General features: G+C 73.0%; 18 protein-coding genes. 5 read left to right on the top strand and 13 right to left on the bottom strand.

Annotation, left to right across the window (positions count from 1 at the left end):
* Positions 1–47 precede the first annotated feature (47 nt).
* Entirely contained in the window at positions 48–821 is a 774-nt protein-coding gene (locus tag QFZ58_RS27060; protein ID WP_307127507.1) for an alpha/beta fold hydrolase, read from the top strand.
* A 74-nt stretch (positions 822–895) separates the two neighbouring features.
* Here the strand turns inward: QFZ58_RS27060 and QFZ58_RS27055 are convergent, their stop codons facing one another.
* The 9 genes from QFZ58_RS27055 to hisD all read right to left on the bottom strand — a co-directional run bounded on the left by QFZ58_RS27055 (position 896) and on the right by hisD (position 7,741).
* A complete protein-coding gene (locus tag QFZ58_RS27055; protein WP_307127506.1) occupies positions 896–1,831 on the bottom strand; it encodes a serine aminopeptidase domain-containing protein in 936 nt (311 codons plus the stop codon).
* A gap of 190 nt (positions 1,832–2,021) precedes the next feature.
* The gene (hisF, locus tag QFZ58_RS27050) at positions 2,022–2,777 is read right to left on the bottom strand and encodes an imidazole glycerol phosphate synthase subunit HisF (protein WP_307127504.1); all 756 of its coding nucleotides are present in this window, start codon (positions 2,775–2,777) and stop codon (positions 2,022–2,024) included.
* Positions 2,774–3,175, bottom strand: a complete 402-nt coding sequence (locus QFZ58_RS27045) for a RidA family protein (RefSeq protein WP_307127502.1) — start codon at positions 3,173–3,175, stop codon at positions 2,774–2,776. Before QFZ58_RS27045 ends, hisF begins: the two co-directional genes overlap by 4 nt.
* Positions 3,172–3,897: a bifunctional 1-(5-phosphoribosyl)-5-((5-phosphoribosylamino)methylideneamino)imidazole-4-carboxamide isomerase/phosphoribosylanthranilate isomerase PriA gene (priA, locus tag QFZ58_RS27040; RefSeq protein ID WP_307127501.1), complete on the bottom strand. Its 726-nt coding sequence runs from the start codon at positions 3,895–3,897 to the stop codon at positions 3,172–3,174. The genes QFZ58_RS27045 and priA overlap by 4 nt, the downstream gene beginning before the upstream one ends.
* Positions 3,897–4,538, bottom strand: a complete 642-nt coding sequence (hisH, locus tag QFZ58_RS27035) for an imidazole glycerol phosphate synthase subunit HisH (RefSeq protein WP_307127500.1) — start codon at positions 4,536–4,538, stop codon at positions 3,897–3,899. The genes priA and hisH overlap by 1 nt, the downstream gene beginning before the upstream one ends.
* A gap of 11 nt (positions 4,539–4,549) precedes the next feature.
* The gene (locus QFZ58_RS27030) at positions 4,550–4,717 is read right to left on the bottom strand and encodes a hypothetical protein (RefSeq protein ID WP_028440214.1); all 168 of its coding nucleotides are present in this window, start codon (positions 4,715–4,717) and stop codon (positions 4,550–4,552) included.
* Entirely contained in the window at positions 4,714–5,307 is a 594-nt protein-coding gene (gene hisB, locus QFZ58_RS27025) for an imidazoleglycerol-phosphate dehydratase HisB (RefSeq protein ID WP_099176212.1), read from the bottom strand. The genes QFZ58_RS27030 and hisB overlap by 4 nt, the downstream gene beginning before the upstream one ends.
* The gene (locus QFZ58_RS27020; RefSeq protein ID WP_307127497.1) at positions 5,304–6,422 is read right to left on the bottom strand and encodes a histidinol-phosphate transaminase; all 1,119 of its coding nucleotides are present in this window, start codon (positions 6,420–6,422) and stop codon (positions 5,304–5,306) included. The genes hisB and QFZ58_RS27020 overlap by 4 nt, the downstream gene beginning before the upstream one ends.
* Entirely contained in the window at positions 6,419–7,741 is a 1,323-nt protein-coding gene (hisD, locus tag QFZ58_RS27015) for a histidinol dehydrogenase (RefSeq protein WP_307127496.1), read from the bottom strand. The genes QFZ58_RS27020 and hisD overlap by 4 nt, the downstream gene beginning before the upstream one ends.
* 160 nt (positions 7,742–7,901) lie before the next feature.
* On the opposite strand from hisD, the gene QFZ58_RS27010 reads away from it, so the two are divergent.
* From QFZ58_RS27010 to ybaK, 4 genes are all read left to right on the top strand, one after another.
* On the top strand, positions 7,902–9,503 hold the full coding sequence (locus QFZ58_RS27010; protein WP_307127495.1) for an oxidoreductase: 1,602 nt from the start codon (positions 7,902–7,904) through the stop codon (positions 9,501–9,503).
* Between the two features lie 219 nt (positions 9,504–9,722).
* Entirely contained in the window at positions 9,723–10,757 is a 1,035-nt protein-coding gene (locus QFZ58_RS27005) for a hypothetical protein (RefSeq protein WP_307127494.1), read from the top strand.
* 11 nt (positions 10,758–10,768) lie between these two features.
* On the top strand, positions 10,769–11,548 hold the full coding sequence (locus QFZ58_RS27000) for an LON peptidase substrate-binding domain-containing protein (RefSeq protein WP_307127493.1): 780 nt from the start codon (positions 10,769–10,771) through the stop codon (positions 11,546–11,548).
* A 17-nt stretch (positions 11,549–11,565) separates the two neighbouring features.
* On the top strand, positions 11,566–12,066 hold the full coding sequence (gene ybaK, locus QFZ58_RS26995) for a Cys-tRNA(Pro) deacylase (protein ID WP_307127492.1): 501 nt from the start codon (positions 11,566–11,568) through the stop codon (positions 12,064–12,066).
* 205 nt (positions 12,067–12,271) lie between these two features.
* Here ybaK and QFZ58_RS26990 read toward each other — a convergent pair whose 3' ends face one another.
* The 4 genes from QFZ58_RS26990 to QFZ58_RS26975 form a co-directional block, all read right to left on the bottom strand.
* Positions 12,272–13,057 carry an ABC transporter permease gene (locus QFZ58_RS26990; protein ID WP_307127491.1) on the bottom strand — a complete coding sequence of 262 codons (786 nt, stop codon included), beginning with the start codon at positions 13,055–13,057 and terminating at the stop codon, positions 12,272–12,274.
* 94 nt (positions 13,058–13,151) lie between these two features.
* Entirely contained in the window at positions 13,152–14,003 is an 852-nt protein-coding gene (locus QFZ58_RS26985) for an ABC transporter permease (RefSeq protein WP_373428593.1), read from the bottom strand.
* Positions 14,004–14,040: 37 nt separating this feature from the next.
* Positions 14,041–15,024 carry an ABC transporter ATP-binding protein gene (locus tag QFZ58_RS26980; protein WP_307129004.1) on the bottom strand — a complete coding sequence of 328 codons (984 nt, stop codon included), beginning with the start codon at positions 15,022–15,024 and terminating at the stop codon, positions 14,041–14,043.
* A 106-nt stretch (positions 15,025–15,130) separates the two neighbouring features.
* Positions 15,131–16,387 carry an NYN domain-containing protein gene (locus QFZ58_RS26975; RefSeq protein ID WP_307127490.1) on the bottom strand — a complete coding sequence of 419 codons (1,257 nt, stop codon included), beginning with the start codon at positions 16,385–16,387 and terminating at the stop codon, positions 15,131–15,133.
* Between the last annotated feature and the right edge of the window lie 58 nt (positions 16,388–16,445).

Below are 16,445 nucleotides of genomic sequence, written 5' to 3'. Positions count from 1 at the left end.
GCACAGTCCCGGGCCGATCAGCGGTGCCGCGCCCGTAACGTCGGCGCATGACTGACGAATTGCGGACACACGACGGTCTGACCCTGCGGTACCGCTCCTGGTCACGGAACCCGGACACCACCCTGCCGCCGGTGGTGCTGCTGCACGGTTTCGCCGCCGACTCCCGGCTGAACTGGGAGGGCCCGGGGGTCGTCGAGGCGCTGGTCGCGCGGGGGCGCCGGGTGTACGCACTGGACGCGCGCGGTCACGGCGACTCGGACAAGCCGCACGACGACAGGTACTACGGCGAGTCGCTGATGGCCCGTGACGTGCGGTTGCTGATCGACCGTACGGGCGCGGACCGCGTGCACGTCGTGGGCTATTCGATGGGGGCCGTGGTGGCGCTGCTGGTGTGCGCCGAGGACGCGCGGGTCGGCCGGCTGGTGGTCGGCGGGATCGGGGCGGGCGCGGTGGAGGTCGGCGGACTGGACACCCGGGCCGTGCCTCCGGAGCTGGTGTCTGCGGCACTCACAGCCGAGGACGCGGCGGACGCCCCCGGACGGACCCGGGCCTTCCGTGTCCTCGCCGACACCGCGGGCGGTGACCGCCTCGCGCTCGCCGCGCAGATACGTCGCGTGCACCGGGGGGCGCTGCCGCTGGAGCGGATCAAGGTCCCCACGCTCGTGCTCGCCGGGCAGGACGATCCCCTCGCGGTCCGGCCCCGGGTGCTGGCCGACGCGATCGCGGGGGCGGAACTGACGGCGCTGCCGGGGGACCATCTGAGCGCCGTGCGCGATCCCGGATTCGCCGGGGCCCTCACCCGGTTCCTGTCCCTGGACTGAGCACCGCGCCCCGCCCCCCGGGCGCACCGCAGGGCCGGACCGCGTGCGCGGCCCGGCCCCGTGTCCCCCCGTGATCAGGAGGTGTGCGGGCAGTTGCCCCTGTACTCCGCGATCGTCAGGCTCGCCGACGGGAGCGGGCAGAGGAACTGCTCGTAGCGGGTGTCGTTGTCGATGAAGCGCTTCAGCCAGGAAATGCTGTACTTGGCGATCGTGGTGTTGGAGGAGTTGGGGGTGAAGTGGGTGGCCCCCCGCAGCTCCAGGTACGCCTTGTCCAGCGAGCTGGGCAGGGAGTTGTAGAACGGGCTCGAGTGGGTGGCGACCGGGGCGATCGTGTCGCCGTCCGCGCCGATGACCAGGGTCGGGGTCTTCACCTCGGGCCAGGTCTTGTCGGTGTTCCAGCCGGTCAGCGGGATCGCCGCCTGCAGCGAGGGGCGGTCCTTCGCGGCTTCGAGCGTGCCGCCGCCGCCCATGGAGTGGCCCATAACGCCGAGCCGGGACGAGTCGATCCGGGTACGCACCGAGCTGCTTGCGGTGAGGTAGTCCAGCGCGGCGAGCAGCTGGTCCCCGCGGCTGGCGGGCTGGTCGGAGGTCGTGTTGGTGTCGATGGTGAAGACGACGAAGCCCTGGGACGCGAGGCGCGGTCCCAGCCAGGCGATGCTCGACTGGTAGGCGGTGAAGCCGGGCGCGATGACGACCGCGCCGAAGGTGCCGTCCGAGGTGGACGTCGGGTAGTAGATCGTGCCGCCGCCGAAGCCCCTGACGCTCAGGGAGGACACGGAGGTCTGCGACGTGGCGTACGAGCCGCGGCTCGCCTCGATACTGGCGTTGCTGGGGGCCGGACCGCGCTCGTACGGGTTGTCGGCGGCCTGGGCGCCCCCGGGAATCAGCGCGGTGAGCAGACCGGCGGTGGCGGCAGCGGCGGCCAGCGCGCCCTTGATGGTGCGTGAGCGGCCCTTGGAGATGCGGTGACGGCGCGGGGAGATGTCGCCGGAGGGGAGGAGCTGCTGCACGAGGGGGGTCCTCTCGGTTGTGGCGGAACCACGACCGCGGCAACCCTCAGCCCCCGCGTGAGGGGTCCTCGGGGTGCACCGCGTGGGTACCGCCGTCATTCGTTGGCGGTCGCCACTTTCGCGGTGCACCCCGTGCGCGCACATCGGCGAGATCACCGGTCTTGGCGACCGGCCCTCCCCCGGGGCCGGGTCAGCGGACCGGTGCCCCGGCCTCCCGCAGAGCGTCCTTGACCTCGGAGATGCGCAGGTCACCGAAGTGGAAGACGGACGCGGCCAGGACGGCGTCGGCGCCCGCCTCGACGGCCGGCGGGAAGTCCGCGAGCCGGCCCGCACCGCCGGAGGCGATGACGGGCACGGTGACGTGGGCCCGTACCGCCTTGATCATCTCGGTGTCGTAGCCGTCCTTCGTGCCGTCGGCGTCCATCGAGTTGAGCAGGATCTCGCCCGCCCCGAGTTCGGCGGCGCGGTGCGCCCATTCGACCGCGTCGATGCCGGTGCCCCTGCGGCCACCGTGCGTCGTCACCTCGAAGGTGCCCTCGGGGGTGCGCCGGGCGTCGACGGACAGCACGAGCACCTGGCGCCCGAAGCGTTCGGCGATCTCCCTGATGAGGTCGGGACGGGCGATGGCGGCGGTGTTGACCCCCACCTTGTCGGCCCCGGCCCGCAGCAGTTTGTCCACGTCGTCGGGGGTGCGGACACCGCCGCCGACCGTGAGCGGGATGAAGACCTGCTCGGCGGTGCGCCGGACCACGTCGTACGTGGTCTCCCGGTCGCCGCTGGACGCGGTGATGTCGAGGAAGGTCAGCTCGTCGGCGCCCTCGGCGTCGTACAGCTTCGCCATCTCGACGGGGTCACCCGCGTCCCGCAGGTTCTGGAAGTTGACGCCCTTGACGACGCGGCCGTTGTCCACGTCCAGGCAGGGGATGACGCGTACGGCGAGTGTCATCGCGCACCTGCCCGGTAGGCCTCGATCTCGACCTCGACGACCAGTCCCGGATCGACGAAGCCGGACACGATGATCATGGAGGCGGCGGGGCGCACGTCGTCGAACAGCTCCTTGTGGGCGCGGCCCACCTCGTCGACGTCCCGGGCGTGCGTGATGTACATGCGGGTGCGGACCACGTCCTCGCGGCCGAGGCCGGCCTGCTTCAGGGCGTCGAAGGCGACCTGGAAGGAGGCGACGGCCTGCTCGTACGGACTGCCCGCCGCGATCTGGCCGTCGACCACGGACGTGCAACCGGAGACCAGGACGAGTCCGTTCGGCAGCTGGACCGCGCGGGAGTAGCCGAACTTCTCCTCCCAGGGGCCGCCCGAGGAGACCCGGCGTACTACGGAGTCCGTCATCCGGAGACCGCCTTGAGGGCCTCTTCCAGGGTGAACTCCTTCGCGTACAGCGCCTTGCCGACGATCGCGCCCTCGACGCCTTCGGGGACGAGGAGCGAGATCGCGCGCAGGTCGGCCAGCGAGGAGACGCCACCGGAGGCCACGACGGGCCGGTCGGTGACGGCGCAGACGTCCCGCAGGAGCGCCAGGTTGGGGCCCTGCAGGGTCCCGTCCTTGGCGATGTCGGTGACGACGTAGCGGGCGCAGCCCTCGGAGTCGAGGCGGGCGAGCGTCTCGTAGAGGTCGCCGCCGTCGCGGGTCCAGCCCCGGCCGCGCAGGGTGGTGCCGCGGACGTCGAGGCCGACGGCGATCTTGTCGCCGTGCTCGGCGATGACCTTGGCGACCCACTCGGGGCTCTCCAGGGCGGCCGTGCCGAGGTTCACGCGGCGGCATCCGGTGGCGAGGGCGGCGGCGAGCGAGGCGTCGTCGCGGATGCCACCGGAGAGCTCGACCTTGATGTCCATGGCACCGGCCACCTCGGCGATCAGCGCCCGGTTGTCACCGGTGCCGAAGGCGGCGTCCAGGTCGACGAGGTGCAGCCACTCGGCGCCGGCGCTCTGCCAGGCGAGGGCGGCCTCCAGCGGGGAGCCGTAGGAGGTCTCGGAGCCGGACTCACCGTGCACGAGGCGGACGGCCTGGCCGTCACGGACGTCGACGGCGGGGAGCAGTTCAAGCTTCGGCATTACAGCGTCTCGATCCAGTTGGTCAGCAGCTGGGCGCCGGCATCGCCGGACTTCTCGGGGTGGAACTGGGTGGCCCACAGGGCGCCGTTCTCCACGGCGGCCACGAACCGTTCTCCGTGCGTCGCCCACGTGACCTTGGGCGCACGGATCTTGGCGTTGGTCACTTCGAGGGACCAGTCGTGCGCCGCGTAGGAGTGCACGAAGTAGTACCGGGCCTCGGGGCCGAGGCCCGCGAAGAGCTGGGAGTCCTCCGGGGCTTCGACGGTGTTCCAGCCCATGTGGGGGACGACGTCGGCCTGGAGGGGGCCGACGGTGCCGGGCCACTCGTCGAGGCCCTCCGTCTCGACTCCGTGCTCGATGCCGCGCTCGAACAGGATCTGCATGCCTACGCAGATGCCCATGACGGGGCGTCCGCCGGCCAGCCTGCGGCCGACGACCCATTCCCCGCGCGCCTTCCTCAGCCCGTCCATGCAGGCGGAGAAGGCACCGACACCGGGGACGAGCAGCCCGTCGGCGTTCATCGCGGCGTCGAAGTCGCGGGTGATCTCCACGTCCGCACCGACATGGGCGAGGGCCCGCTCGGCGGACCGTACGTTGCCGAAGCCGTAGTCGAAGACGACGACCTTCTTCTTGTCGCTCACTGTCCTCTACCTCAGTCCCAGAGTCCCTGGATCCGCATGACGCCTGCGACCAGGCACATCACGGAGCCGATTCCGAGAAGCACGACGACGCCCTTGGGCATGCCCTGCTTCCAGAAGGAGTAGACGCCGCCGGCCAGGAAGAGGCCGACGACGATCAGAACGGTGTTGAGGCCGGTCACAGGGCGCCCTTCGTGGACGGAAGGATGCCGGCCGCACGCGGGTCGTGCTCGCTGGCGTACCGCAGGGCGCGGGCCAGCGCCTTGAACTGGCACTCCACGATGTGGTGGGCGTTGCGGCCGTACGGGACGTGGACGTGCAGGGCGATCTGCGCCTGGGCGACGAAGGACTCCAGGATGTGCCGGGTCATCGTCGTGTCGTACTCGCCGATCATCGGCGCCATCTTCTCCGGCTCGGTGTGCACCAGGTAGGGCCGGCCGGAGAGGTCGACGGTGACCTGGGCGAGCGACTCGTCCAGCGGGACGGTGCAGTTGCCGAAGCGGTAGATGCCGACCTTGTCGCCGAGTGCCTGCCTGAAGGCGGCGCCGAGGGCGAGGGCGGTGTCCTCGATGGTGTGGTGCGAGTCGATGTGCAGGTCGCCCTCGGTCTTGACCGTGAGGTCGAAGAGTCCGTGGCGGCCGAGCTGGTCGAGCATGTGGTCGTAGAAGCCGACCCCGGTCGCGACATCGACCTTGCCGGTCCCGTCGAGGTTGATCTCGACGAGTACGGAGGTCTCCTTGGTGGTCCGCTCCACCCTGCCTACGCGGCTCATGCGTCGTGCTCCTTCTTCAGTTCGCGCACCGCATCGAGGAACGCGTCGTTCTCTTCCGGGGTCCCCGCGGAGACCCGCAGCCACCCCGGCACGCCGTTGTCCCGGACCAGGACGCCGCGGTCGAGGATCTGCCGCCAGGCGGTGTGGCTGTCGGCGAAGCGGCCGAACTGCACGAAGTTGGCGTCCGAGTCGGTGACGTCGAAGCCGAGCTCCCGCAGCCCGTCGACCAGCCGGTCGCGCTCGCCCTTGAGCTGCGCGACGTACCCGAGCAGCGTATCCGTGTGCTCGAGGGCGGCGAGCGCGGTGGCCTGCGTGACGGAGGACAGGTGGTAGGGCAGCCGCACCAGCTGGACCGCGTCGACGACGGCGGGGTCGGCGGCGAGGTAGCCCAGGCGCAGACCGGCGGCACCGAACGCCTTGGACATGGTGCGTGAGAGCACCAGGTGGCGGCGGCCCTCGATCAGCGGGAGCAGCGAGGGGTGGTGGCTGAACTCGCCGTACGCCTCGTCGACGACGACCATCGACGGCCGGGCGGCCTGCGCGGCGTCGTACAGCTCCACGACGGTGTCCGCGTCCACGGCGGTGCCGGTGGGATTGTTGGGCGAGGTGATGAAGACGACCTCGGGCCGGTGCTCGGCGATGGCCTTCTTCGCGGCCTCCACGTCGATGGTGAAGTCCTCGTTGCGCGGCCCGGAGATCCAGCCGGTGCCGGTACCGCGGGCGATGAGGGCGTGCATGGAGTACGAGGGCTCGAAGCCGATCGCGGTGCGCCCGGGGCCGCCGAAGGTCTGCAGCAGCTGCTGGAGGACCTCGTTGGATCCGTTGGCCGCCCACACGTTGGCCGCGGCCACCTCGTGCCCGGCGGTGCGGGTGAGGTAGCGGGCGAGCTCGGTGCGGAGCTCCACGGCGTCACGGTCGGGGTAGCGGTTGAGGTCGCGGGCGGCCTCGCGGACCCGCTCGGCGATGCGGTCGACGAGCGCGTCGGGCAGCGGGTACGGGTTCTCGTTGGTGTTCAGCCGGACCGGCACGTCGAGCTGGGGCGCCCCGTACGGGGACTGGCCGCGCAGCTCGTCGCGGATCGGGAGCGCGTCCCAGGCGTTGGTGTCGTCTCTCACGCTTGCGGAACCTTCCAGCCGAACCTGGCCTTGAGCGCGGCGCCGTGGGCGGGGAGGTCCTCCGCCTCGGCGAGGGTCACCACGTGGTGGGTGACCTCGGCGAGGGCGTCGCGGGTGTAGTCGACGATGTGGATGCCGCGCAGGAAGGACTGCACGGAGAGGCCCGAGGAGTGGCAGGCGCAGCCGCCGGTGGGCAGGACGTGGTTGGAGCCGGCGCAGTAGTCACCGAGGGAGACGGGCGACCACGGGCCGACGAAGATCGCACCGGCGTTGCGGACCCGGTCGGCGACGGCGGCGGCGTTCTCCGTCTGGATCTCCAGGTGCTCGGCGGCGTACGCGTCGACGACCTTGAGGCCGTCCTCCAGGTCGTCGACCATGACGATCGCGGACTGGCGGCCGGCCAGCGCGGGCTCGATCCGGTCCGTGATGTGCTTGGTCGCGGCGACCTGGGGCGTCAGCTCGGCCTCGGTGGCGGCGGCGAGCTCCTCGGAGTCGGTGACGAGGACGGCGGCGGCCATCGGGTCGTGCTCCGCCTGGCTGATCAGGTCGGCGGCCACGTGCACCGGGTCGGCGCTCGCGTCGGCGAGGATCGCGATCTCGGTGGGGCCGGCCTCGGCGTCGATGCCGATGCGGCCCTTGAGGAGGCGCTTGGCGGCGGCGACGTAGATGTTGCCGGGGCCCGTGACGAGATTCACGGGCAGGCAGTCCTCGGTGCCGTACGCGAACATCGCGACGGCCTGGGCGCCGCCGGCGGCGTACACCTCGTCGACGCCGAGCAGGGCGCAGGCGGCGAGGATCGTGGGGTGCGGCAGGCCGCCGAACTCCTTCTGCGGCGGGGACGCGACGGCGATGCCCTCGACACCGGCCTCCTGGGCGGGAACGACGTTCATCACGACGGACGAGGGGTAGACCGAGCGTCCGCCGGGGACGTACAGCCCGACGCGCTCGACGGGCACCCACTTCTCGGTGACCGTGCCGCCGGGGACGACCTGGGTGGTGTGCGTGGTGCGGCGCTGCTCGCGGTGGACGAGGCGGGCGCGGCGGACGGACTCCTCGAGCGCCGCCCGCACGGCGGGGTCGAGCTGCTCCAGCGCCCCGGTGATCGCGTCGGCGGGGACCCGGATCGAGCCGAGGCGCACGCCGTCGAGTTTCTCTCCCCAGTCGATCACTGCCACGGAGCCACGATGGCGTACGTCCTCGCAGATCGGCCGCACCGTCTCCAGGGCGGCTTCCACGTCGAACTCGGCACGGGGCAGCAGGTCGCGCAGGGCGCCGCCCTCGGGGAGGGCGGTGCCGCGCAGATCGATTCGAGAGATCACACCGCAATTCTCTCAGACCGGTTCAGGCGTCCGGTCGCCCGTATCACTGGCTGATACATGCCCCGGCTGTCACTGCTGACTATTAGCGTTCACGTCGTCACACAGTGGGAAGAACGGTTGTACGAAGCGCGGACGATCCGCGCAGGCGGAGGTAACGGCAGTGACCGAGCCGCACGACGGCGAGATTCCGGACGGGCTCAGCGCAGCGGAGCTCGGTATGTGGCAGTCCTTCCGGAACGGCACGACCTATGATCTGCGCTCCCACGATCCGGTGCGCGACGATCCGTTCGCGCCGCACGTCTGGGGGCCCGAGCGCAGTGTCGGCGCCCGGACGGTGGCGCGGCTGCTGCTGAGCGGGCCGCCCGCCCGGCCGGGGCGGGTGGCCGCCCTGAAGCTCCGCGGCGTGCGCATCACGGGGAAGCTCGACCTGGCGGGCGGCCGGGTCTCGCCGTACGTCGAGCTGACGGGCTGCCGCTTCGAGCAGGAGGTGGTGCTGCCCGAGTGCCACTTCACGACGCTGCGGCTGGCGGGCTGCGCGGTGCCGAGGCTGGACGCGGCCCGGCTCCACACGGAGGGCGACCTGCACCTGCCGCGGTGCCGGTTCGAGCGCGGCATCCGGCTGACCGACGCCCAGATCGGCACCGACCTGCTGATCAACCAGCTCTCCGCCGGCCCGGACCGGCGGGGCCGTGCCTTCGTCGGTGACGGGATGTGTGTCGCCCAGGACCTGCAGGCCGAGATGATCGACACACGCGGCGAGCTGAGCCTGCGCGGGGCGAAGGTCGGCGGTTCGCTGAGCCTGCGCGGCAGCCGGCTGCGCGCCACGGACGGGCGGCGGGCGCTGAACGCCCCGCAGCTGAGCGTGGAGCGCACGCTGTACATGACCGAGGCGTGGGTGAGCATCGACACCGGGAACCAGGGCACCACCCCGCCGTACGGCATCGCCCACGGAGCGGGCCCGGCCCCCGGGACCCGGGCGCAGGTCTTCGAGTGCCGGGGCGCCGTAAGGCTCGACGACGGGCGCTTCGGGGACGCGGTGGACCTGCACAAGGCCCGGTTCGTGCTGGTGGGGCAGGAGGAGCTGTCGCTGCGCCGGATCGTCACGCCGGAGCTGCGGTTCAACGCGGAGCGCCCGCTGGAGGGCCGGGTCGTGCTGAACGGCGCGAAGGTCGTCACGCTGATCGACGTGTCGACCAGCTGGCCGGGGCCCGGCGGTCTGGCGATGGGCGGTTTCGTGTACGAGAACCTCGTCCCCTACGGCCATTTCCCGCTCTCCCGGCGTCTGGAATGGGTGCTGGCGGCGACACCGGAGTACGTACCGGAGCCGTACGAGCGTCTCGCCACCGTGCTCCGCAACTGCGGCGAGGACGCGGACGCCCGCGAGGTGCTGCTGGCCAAGCAGCGGCGCAGGCGCGAGACGCTGCCTCCGGCGGGCAGGATCTGGGGCTACCTGCAGGACTGGACGGTGGCGTACGGCTACCGGCCGGGCCGGGCGCTGGTGTGGATGGCGGTGCTGTGGGCGGCGGGGGCGGTGGCCTTCTCGCAGCACCACCCGGCGTCGATCAAGCAGGAGGAGTATCCGCAGTGGAACGCCGCGCTGTACGCGCTGGACCTGCTGGTGCCGGTGATCAATCTGGGGCAGGACGGCTACTGGCGGATGGAGGGCGGCTGGCAGTGGGCGGCGGCGGCCCTCGTCATGCTGGGATGGATACTGGCCACGACCGTGGCGGCCGGCGCCTCCCGGCTGCTGCGTCGCGGCTGACCGGGAAGGCGCGTCCCGCGGCCGGATTCCGGTGTGCCAGGGGCCGAACAGCCTGCCGAAGCCCGGCCGGGCGGCCGGGAGACAGCAAGCGGAGAGTCGCGTTCCAGCCAGCCGCCGCTACTTCCTTTACCTTCTCTTGACCCTTTTCAGGGCAACCCCCGCACTCGCTACAGAAGCTTCACAGAGCGCCTATGGCGCCGTCCCCACCAGCGCTTTTCAATGGTCTGCACCATGGCTCTCCTCCGCGTACTGCTGCGTTCCGCGTGCTCGTTCCGGTACGGCCCCGAGCTGGCCCCCGGGCTGCCCGCGGACGTCGCGGTGCTGCTCGACGCCCCCGACGAGCGACTGTCCCCCGCTTTGGTGGCGGCCGCCCTGGGTGACTTCGAACCCGCGGCCAAGCTGCTCGCGGTCACCCGGGACGCCGCCGAGTGGGAGGCCCGGGACCGCTGTCTGACCCGTCTGGTCACCTTCGCCGACAGCCGCGACGAGTGGCTCACGGACTGGCTCGCCGCCGCTCCGCGCGATCCGGACGCCCTGCTCGTCAAGGCCGCGCTGGCCGTGCGCCGGGCCTGGGCGTCCCCCGCCCACGCCGAGCTGCTGCGCGACGTCGGTCCGCTGATCACGGCGGCGGCCGAGGCCGATCCCCGGGACCCGGTGCCCTGGCGGCTGGCACTCGACCACGCCCGGGGCACGCACGCCACCCACACGGTCTTCGGTGCGCTGTGGGAACAGGCAGTCCGCCGCTCCCCGCACCACCACGGCTGCCACCTCGCCGCGCTCGAGTACCTCTCGGCCTCCTGGTACGGCTCGCACCGCGAGTGCCTCGACTTCGCCGAACGGGCGGCCGAGGACGCCGCCGCGGACTCCCTGGTGCAGGCGCTCCCCGTACGGGCGGCCTTCGAGCTGCTGTGCGACGAGCGGGCCGCCGGACGCAGGACCTCCGTGCAGGAGGACCGTATCGACGCCGCCGCCGACCTCGCGATCCGGTTCTCCGCCCTGTTTCCCGCGGGCGACCCCTGGCCGGCCGAGGCCCGCAACCTGCTCGCGTACGTCCTGGCGGCACGGGGCCGCGCCGTTGAGGCACTGGAACAGTTCAGGCTGATCGGGCCCTACGCCACGTCGTTCCCGTGGGCGCGCGTGTCCGAGGACGCGCTCGGCGGGTTCCTCGACACGCGCGCCGGTGTGCGGCTCCGGGCGGCCTCTTCCGCGCCCTCGCGCGGACGGCCAGGACACGGCGGGGCCCGCGGCCATTAGGCTTGTCCGTTGTGACCACCGCTCGCCTGCCCCTCTTCCCGCTGAACGCGGTGCTGTTCCCCGGCCTCGTGCTGCCGCTCAACGTCTTCGAGGAGCGTTATCGCGCCATGATGCGCGGGCTGCTCGAGATCGACGAGGACGAACCGCGCCGCTTCGTCGTGGTCGCCATCCGCGACGGCCGCGAGATCGCCCCTACGGCCACCGGGATGCCGGACGCGGTCGCCGCCGCGGGACCGGTCGAGCGCGCGCCGGCCGACGGCTTCGGCCCCGACCCGATCCAGACCTTCCACCGGGTGGGCTGCGTCGCGGACGCCGCGAAGATCCGCGAGCGCGCCGACGGCAGCTTCGAGGTCCTGGCGACCGGCACCACCCGGGTCAGGCTGCTGTCCGTCGACGCGAGCGGCCCGTACCTGGTGGCCGAGGTCGAGGAGCTGCCGGAGGACCCGGACGGCGAGGGCGACGACACGCCCCCCGGGAGCGACGAGGCGGGAGCCCTCGCCGAAGGCGTCCTACGGGCCTTCCGCAGCTACCAGAAACGGCTCGCCGGTGCCGACGAGCGCTCCCTGACGACCGGTGCCGACCTGCCGGACGACCCGTCCGTGGTCTCGTACCTGGTGGCCGCAGCCGCCGTACTCGACGTCCCGACGAAGCAGCGGCTGCTCCAGGCTCCCGACACCGCGACCCGGCTGCGCGAGGAGCTGACGCTCCTGCGCAAGGAGACCGCCGTCATCCGGCATCTGCCGTCCCTGCCGGCGCTCGACCTGACCCGCGCCCCCACGCACCCCAACTGACGCGAGGACCCGGCACGGTGGCCAAGAAGACGAAGAAGCAGCAGTCCGGCGGCACCCCCGCCACGGTCGCCCTGACCGCGGCCGGCACCGCGTTCACGGTCCACTCCTACGACCACGACCCGTCTTCCCCGTCCTACGGCGAGGAGGCCGCCGAGGCGCTCGGGACCGCCCCCGAGCGGGTGTTCAAGACCCTGGTCGCGGACGTCGACGGCGAGCTGGTCGTCGCGGTCGTGCCGGTCGCCGGGTCACTCGACCTCAAGGCGCTGGCATCGGCCGTGGGCGGCAAACGGGCGGCCATGGCGGACCCGGCCGCCGCGGAGCGCACCACGGGTTACGTACGGGGCGGTATCTCCCCCCTGGGGCAGCGCAAGCGCCTGCGTACGGTCCTCGACGCGTCGGCGGACGCCCACCTCACGATCTGCGTCTCGGCGGGCCGCCGCGGCCTGGAGGTCGAACTCGCCCCTGGCGACCTGGCCGCCCTGACGGCCGCGGTACTGGCCCCGATCGGCCGCGCGTAGGACGCAGCCCGCCCGGCGCGTCAGGACCGAGGCTCGGGGGCCGAGCCCTTGGCCCGGCCCCGACCCGATCAAGTCCGCCCCGGCTCTCGGGGATGGGCCACGCGAGCCCGTCCGGCGATTGAGGACGGGGGTCCGTGGCGGAGCCCCGGTTCCGGGAAGGGACGGGTAGGGGACGAGGCACGCCGCAGGCGCCCCGCCCGCACCGCTACCTCCGCCCCGGCCCCTCCGCACCGCCCTCGGCGCCCGGACCCGGCTCGGCGCCCGCACCGCCGGCGCCGCCACCGGGCTCGGCAGGCGCAGAGCCGTGCGCGGGCCCGAACGCCGCCTCCGCATCCCCCGCACCAACACCGCCCCCGTACCCCGCCCCGTAAGGAACCCCCCACTCCGGCTCAGGGTCCCGCGGCCCGAACGCGGCCGTCAGCCCCAGATGCACGAGCATCGCCGCGACGGGCCAGGCCAGCATCGCCGCTCCCACCGCGTGCAGCTTCAGCGGCGCGTCGAAGGTGACGCCCTTGCCGACCTCCTTGGCGTGGGCCACCACGTCCGAGGTCGGCCCGAACCACGTGCCGATCCCCCACGCGAGCAGGGATCCGAGCAGCCCGCCCAGGGCCAGCCCCACCACCAGCGGGATGCCCCCGCGCCGGCGGAAGAAGAAGACCGCGGCGGCCGACACGAGGCCGAACGCCAGCGCGAGCAGCACGAACGTGCCGTCGGCCCCGATGGCCTCCTCGCCCTCGCTGTTCTTGAGGAACACCGCGGTGTCGTCGGAGATCAGGGGCACCCGGGGCGCCAGCCCCAGCCACAGCAGACCGAGGGCGAGGCCCGCGGCCGTCAGCAGGACCGTGATCACGGTGCCCTGCAACAGCTCCCTGCGGAGGGCCGGCGCGTCGGCCGGATCCTTTCCGGCCGGCACGGCGTGGGACCCCGACGGCGGGGCCTGCCAGGGGTTGTGGGGCTCGGGCTGATGCGGCGGCGTCAACGGTGCGGTCACGCTGCCATCGTGCCAGGTGGCCCGGCGGACCGCCCCACCGGACCGGCCGGGAACCACTGGGGGCGCCCGGCCCGCGGCGCTCCCGACTCGGCCGTCAGCGCACCGCCGCCCGCCGGTACGCCCACGTCGCGACGGCCAGCGACGCCACCCCGACCACCGCGCACACCGCGAGGTCGAGGACGACGACCGCCCAGTCCGGGTGGGCGTCGAACGACCGGGCGAGCGCCTCGACCCCGTACGTCGACGGCAGCAGATCGCGCGCCCAGCCGACCGGCTCGGGCAGTCGCTCGGCGGGCAGCACGCCGAGCAGCAGCGCGGCGGACATCCCCAGCTGCCCCAGCAGCGTGGCCAGTTCCTGGCGGGGGGCCAGCAGGCCGAGGGCGGCGCCGAGTCCGGAGAGGGCCGCCCCGGCCAGCGGGATGACGGCGACGAGTACCCACAGGTGTGTCAGGGGCAGTCCGAACAGCACGCTTCCCGCCACCGCCGTGACGACCGTGCCGGGCACGGTGAACGAGGCGTACGCCCCCGCCGCCCCCAGGACCACCGCGGCCGCCGGCACCGGCAGGGTGGCGTAGTGGTCGAGTCCGCCGCCGGCCCGCAACTGGCCGAAGTACTGGGCGAGCATGTTGAGCGCGACGAACGCCACGACCAGCACGCTCGACCCGGCGACGACGGCCCGCGCCTCGGCGCCCCCGTCGACGACCCCGCGCATCAGGACCATGATCCCGACGGACTGGAAGGTGGCGACGAACAACAACGGGATCCGCGCGACCCTCGCCCGCGACAGCTGCGCCCGGTAGACGGCGGCCAGCGCGGGCAGCAGCCCGGCCCGTGGCGCGAGGGGCGCCGGCGTCGTACGGAACGGCCGGCCGGCCGGGGCCGGGGCGGTCCGGGCCTGTGGCCCGGCCACCTTCTCCGCGGGCTCGACGGGAACGATGCTCGTCACCTGGCGCTGCTCCCCTTCGGCTTCGACACCTGCGTGATCACGCCTTCACCAGCCCTTCGGTCGCCCTGACGGCGTCCCCGCCGAGCGCCAGGTAGACGTCCTCGAGGCTGGGTGTGGCCAGCGTGAAGTCGTCCAGCGACGAGAACGCCGCCCCGCCCGTCACCGCGGCGACCGCCGCCCGTGCCTCGTCGGGGCCGAGCCGCAGTACCCACCGGCGCCCCGACTCCTGCGCCGAGGCGCGCAGCGCGGCCACCTCGGGGACGTCCAGCGGCGCCCGCTCGCGCCACACCAGTTCCACCCTGACCTCACCGGCCACCTGTTCCTTGAGCCCGCCGGGGGTGTCGCAGGCGATGACCTTGCCGCGTTCCATGACGGCGACCCGGTCCAGGACCGTCTCGGCCTCGATCACGTTGTGGGTCACCAGCAGGACGGTCACGCCGTGCTCGGCCCGCCGCCGGTCGACGGCCGACCACACCGCACGCCGGGCGACCGGGTCCATACCGGTCGTCGGCTCGTCCAGCACCAGGACGGGGCGCTCCCCGACGAGCGTGGCGGCGAAGCAGGCGAGCCGCCGCTGACCGCCCGACAGCTTCTTCAGGGGCCGTCCGGCGATCTCGGTGAGTCCCAGCTCCTCCAGTACGGCGTCGCGCGCGGCCCGTGCCTCGCGCAGCGCCAGTCCCCTGAGCCTGCCGGTGGTCTCGGCGGCGAGGGACACGGTCAGCTCGTCGAGGGCGGTCGATTCCTGGCCGAGGTAGCCGATGAGCCGTGAGGCCCGTTCGGGATGGCGCACGAGGTCGTGTCCCAGCACCTCGACGCTGCCGGAGTCGGGACGCATGAGCCCGGTGAGCTGGCGTACGAGCGTGGACTTGCCGGCGCCGTTGGGGCCGAGCAGTCCGAAGATCTCTCCCCGCCGGACGTCGAGGCTGATCCCGTCGGTGGCGCGCACCTCGGGGGTGGCGACGCGGCCGCGTCGGCCGCGGACGGCGGGATAGGTCCTGACCAGATCACGCACCGCGCACACGGTCCCGGTCCCGGTCTGTGCCTGTGCTGTGCCCGTACTCACGAGGTACGAGAGTACGGGGTCGGATGCCCCGTATGACTCCCGGGGCAGCGCAGTGCCGCCCCGGCTACTCCCCCACGGGGACGTGCTCGGCGGCTGCCCGCACGTCGATCTCGCGCCAGAAGCCCGCCCGGATGGCGTAACGGTCGTGCTCGTCGATCTGGTCGTCCTTGTGCGCGAGCAGCCCGAAGCGTGCCGCGTACCGCAGCAGTTCGCCGTCGATGCGGTGCGGGATGCGCGGGTACATGGTGGACAGCTTCTGCAGGTGGACGGTCTCCGGCAGCCGTTCCATCCAGCGGCGGGCGAAGACCTGGCCCACCTCGAAGGGGTCGCCGCCGACGGTGGTGATGTCCTCCTCCCGGTCGGCCCAGCGCTGTTCCGCGCTGGTGAGCTGGGCCAGCGTCGGCAGGGACGCGGTCTCGGCCGGTTCGCCGAGGGGGCCGCCGCGCTCGACCCAGCCCTTGTCGGACGACCAGCGCAGCGTGGCGTTGGGGGCCGGGGACTGTGCGGGGTTCGGGGCCGCCGGGGGGCCGGGGGCGCGCAGGCTCGCCAGGTCCTTGGGGGTGGGGACGCTTCTGTGGCCGGGGGCGGGCTGGGCGGGCGCGGCGGTCTCGTGGGCCGGAGCGGTGGAGCCGTTGCGGGCGGCGGCCTGCGCCTCGGAGGCCCGCTCGGCCGAGGCGGCGAGGGCGGCCTCGGGCAGCGGTGCGGAGAGGATGGCGGCGATCTCGGGGCGCGGGACGGGCGGCGGGGCGCAGACGCCGCCGGTGTCCTTGGCCCGGACCGCCTTGGTGATCCAGGCCCGGTCGAGCACGCGCCGCTCGTCGGCCTCGGCGACCAGGTCCTCGGACTGGTTGTAGTCGCCGTCGCCGGCCTGGACGGCCCAGAGGTGGACGGCGACTCCGTGTTCCTTGGCCGACATCAGTCCGGGCAGCAGGTCCCCGTCACCGGTGACGAGGACCACATCGGAGCAGGCGCGGTTCCTGGCCAGTTCGGTGAGTTCGGCGTGCATGGCCGCGTCGACGCCCTTCTGCGCCCACCGCCCGTCACTGCGGGTGAGGGCCCCCAGTCGCACCGTCACCCGGGGCATCACCCGCAGCCGGCGGTGTTCGGGCTGCGGAACGCGGTCCGGGGCGCCGTCGAACCAGTAGATGCGGAGCAGAGGTTGTTCCGTGTCGGCTTCGGCGCGTTCGCGCAGGCCCTGGATGAGGGCCGCGTGGTCGACGGTGATGCGGGAACGGGCGGGCTCCCCGGCCAGCAGACTCGCGGCTGCACCCAGCAAGTAGCCGGCGTCCACCAGGACGACGCAACGGTCCACGCGTTCCACCCTCTTCCAGGAATCGGGAGCTGATCGGCGGGCCCGGTCGTAGGGGGGTGGGGCCGCT

This window comes from Streptomyces sp. B1I3 (assembly GCF_030816615.1).
In the GTDB taxonomy this organism is placed as follows: Bacteria; Actinomycetota; Actinomycetes; order Streptomycetales; family Streptomycetaceae; genus Streptomyces.
The sequence above is the reverse complement of the archived record's forward strand: the minus strand, read 5'-3'. Positions and strand labels throughout refer to the sequence as shown.

Coding starts and splice junctions, on each gene's coding strand:
- hisF (WP_307127504.1), bottom strand. CDS start 2,777: ATGACACTCGCCGTACGCGTCATCCCCTGCCTGGACGTGGACAACGGC.
- hisB (WP_099176212.1), bottom strand. CDS start 5,307: ATGAGCCGCGTAGGCAGGGTGGAGCGGACCACCAAGGAGACCTCCGTA.
- QFZ58_RS27060 (WP_307127507.1), top strand. CDS start 48: ATGACTGACGAATTGCGGACACACGACGGTCTGACCCTGCGGTACCGC.
- priA (WP_307127501.1), bottom strand. CDS start 3,897: ATGCCGAAGCTTGAACTGCTCCCCGCCGTCGACGTCCGTGACGGCCAG.
- QFZ58_RS27005 (WP_307127494.1), top strand. CDS start 9,723: ATGGTCTGCACCATGGCTCTCCTCCGCGTACTGCTGCGTTCCGCGTGC.
- QFZ58_RS27045 (WP_307127502.1), bottom strand. CDS start 3,175: ATGACGGACTCCGTAGTACGCCGGGTCTCCTCGGGCGGCCCCTGGGAG.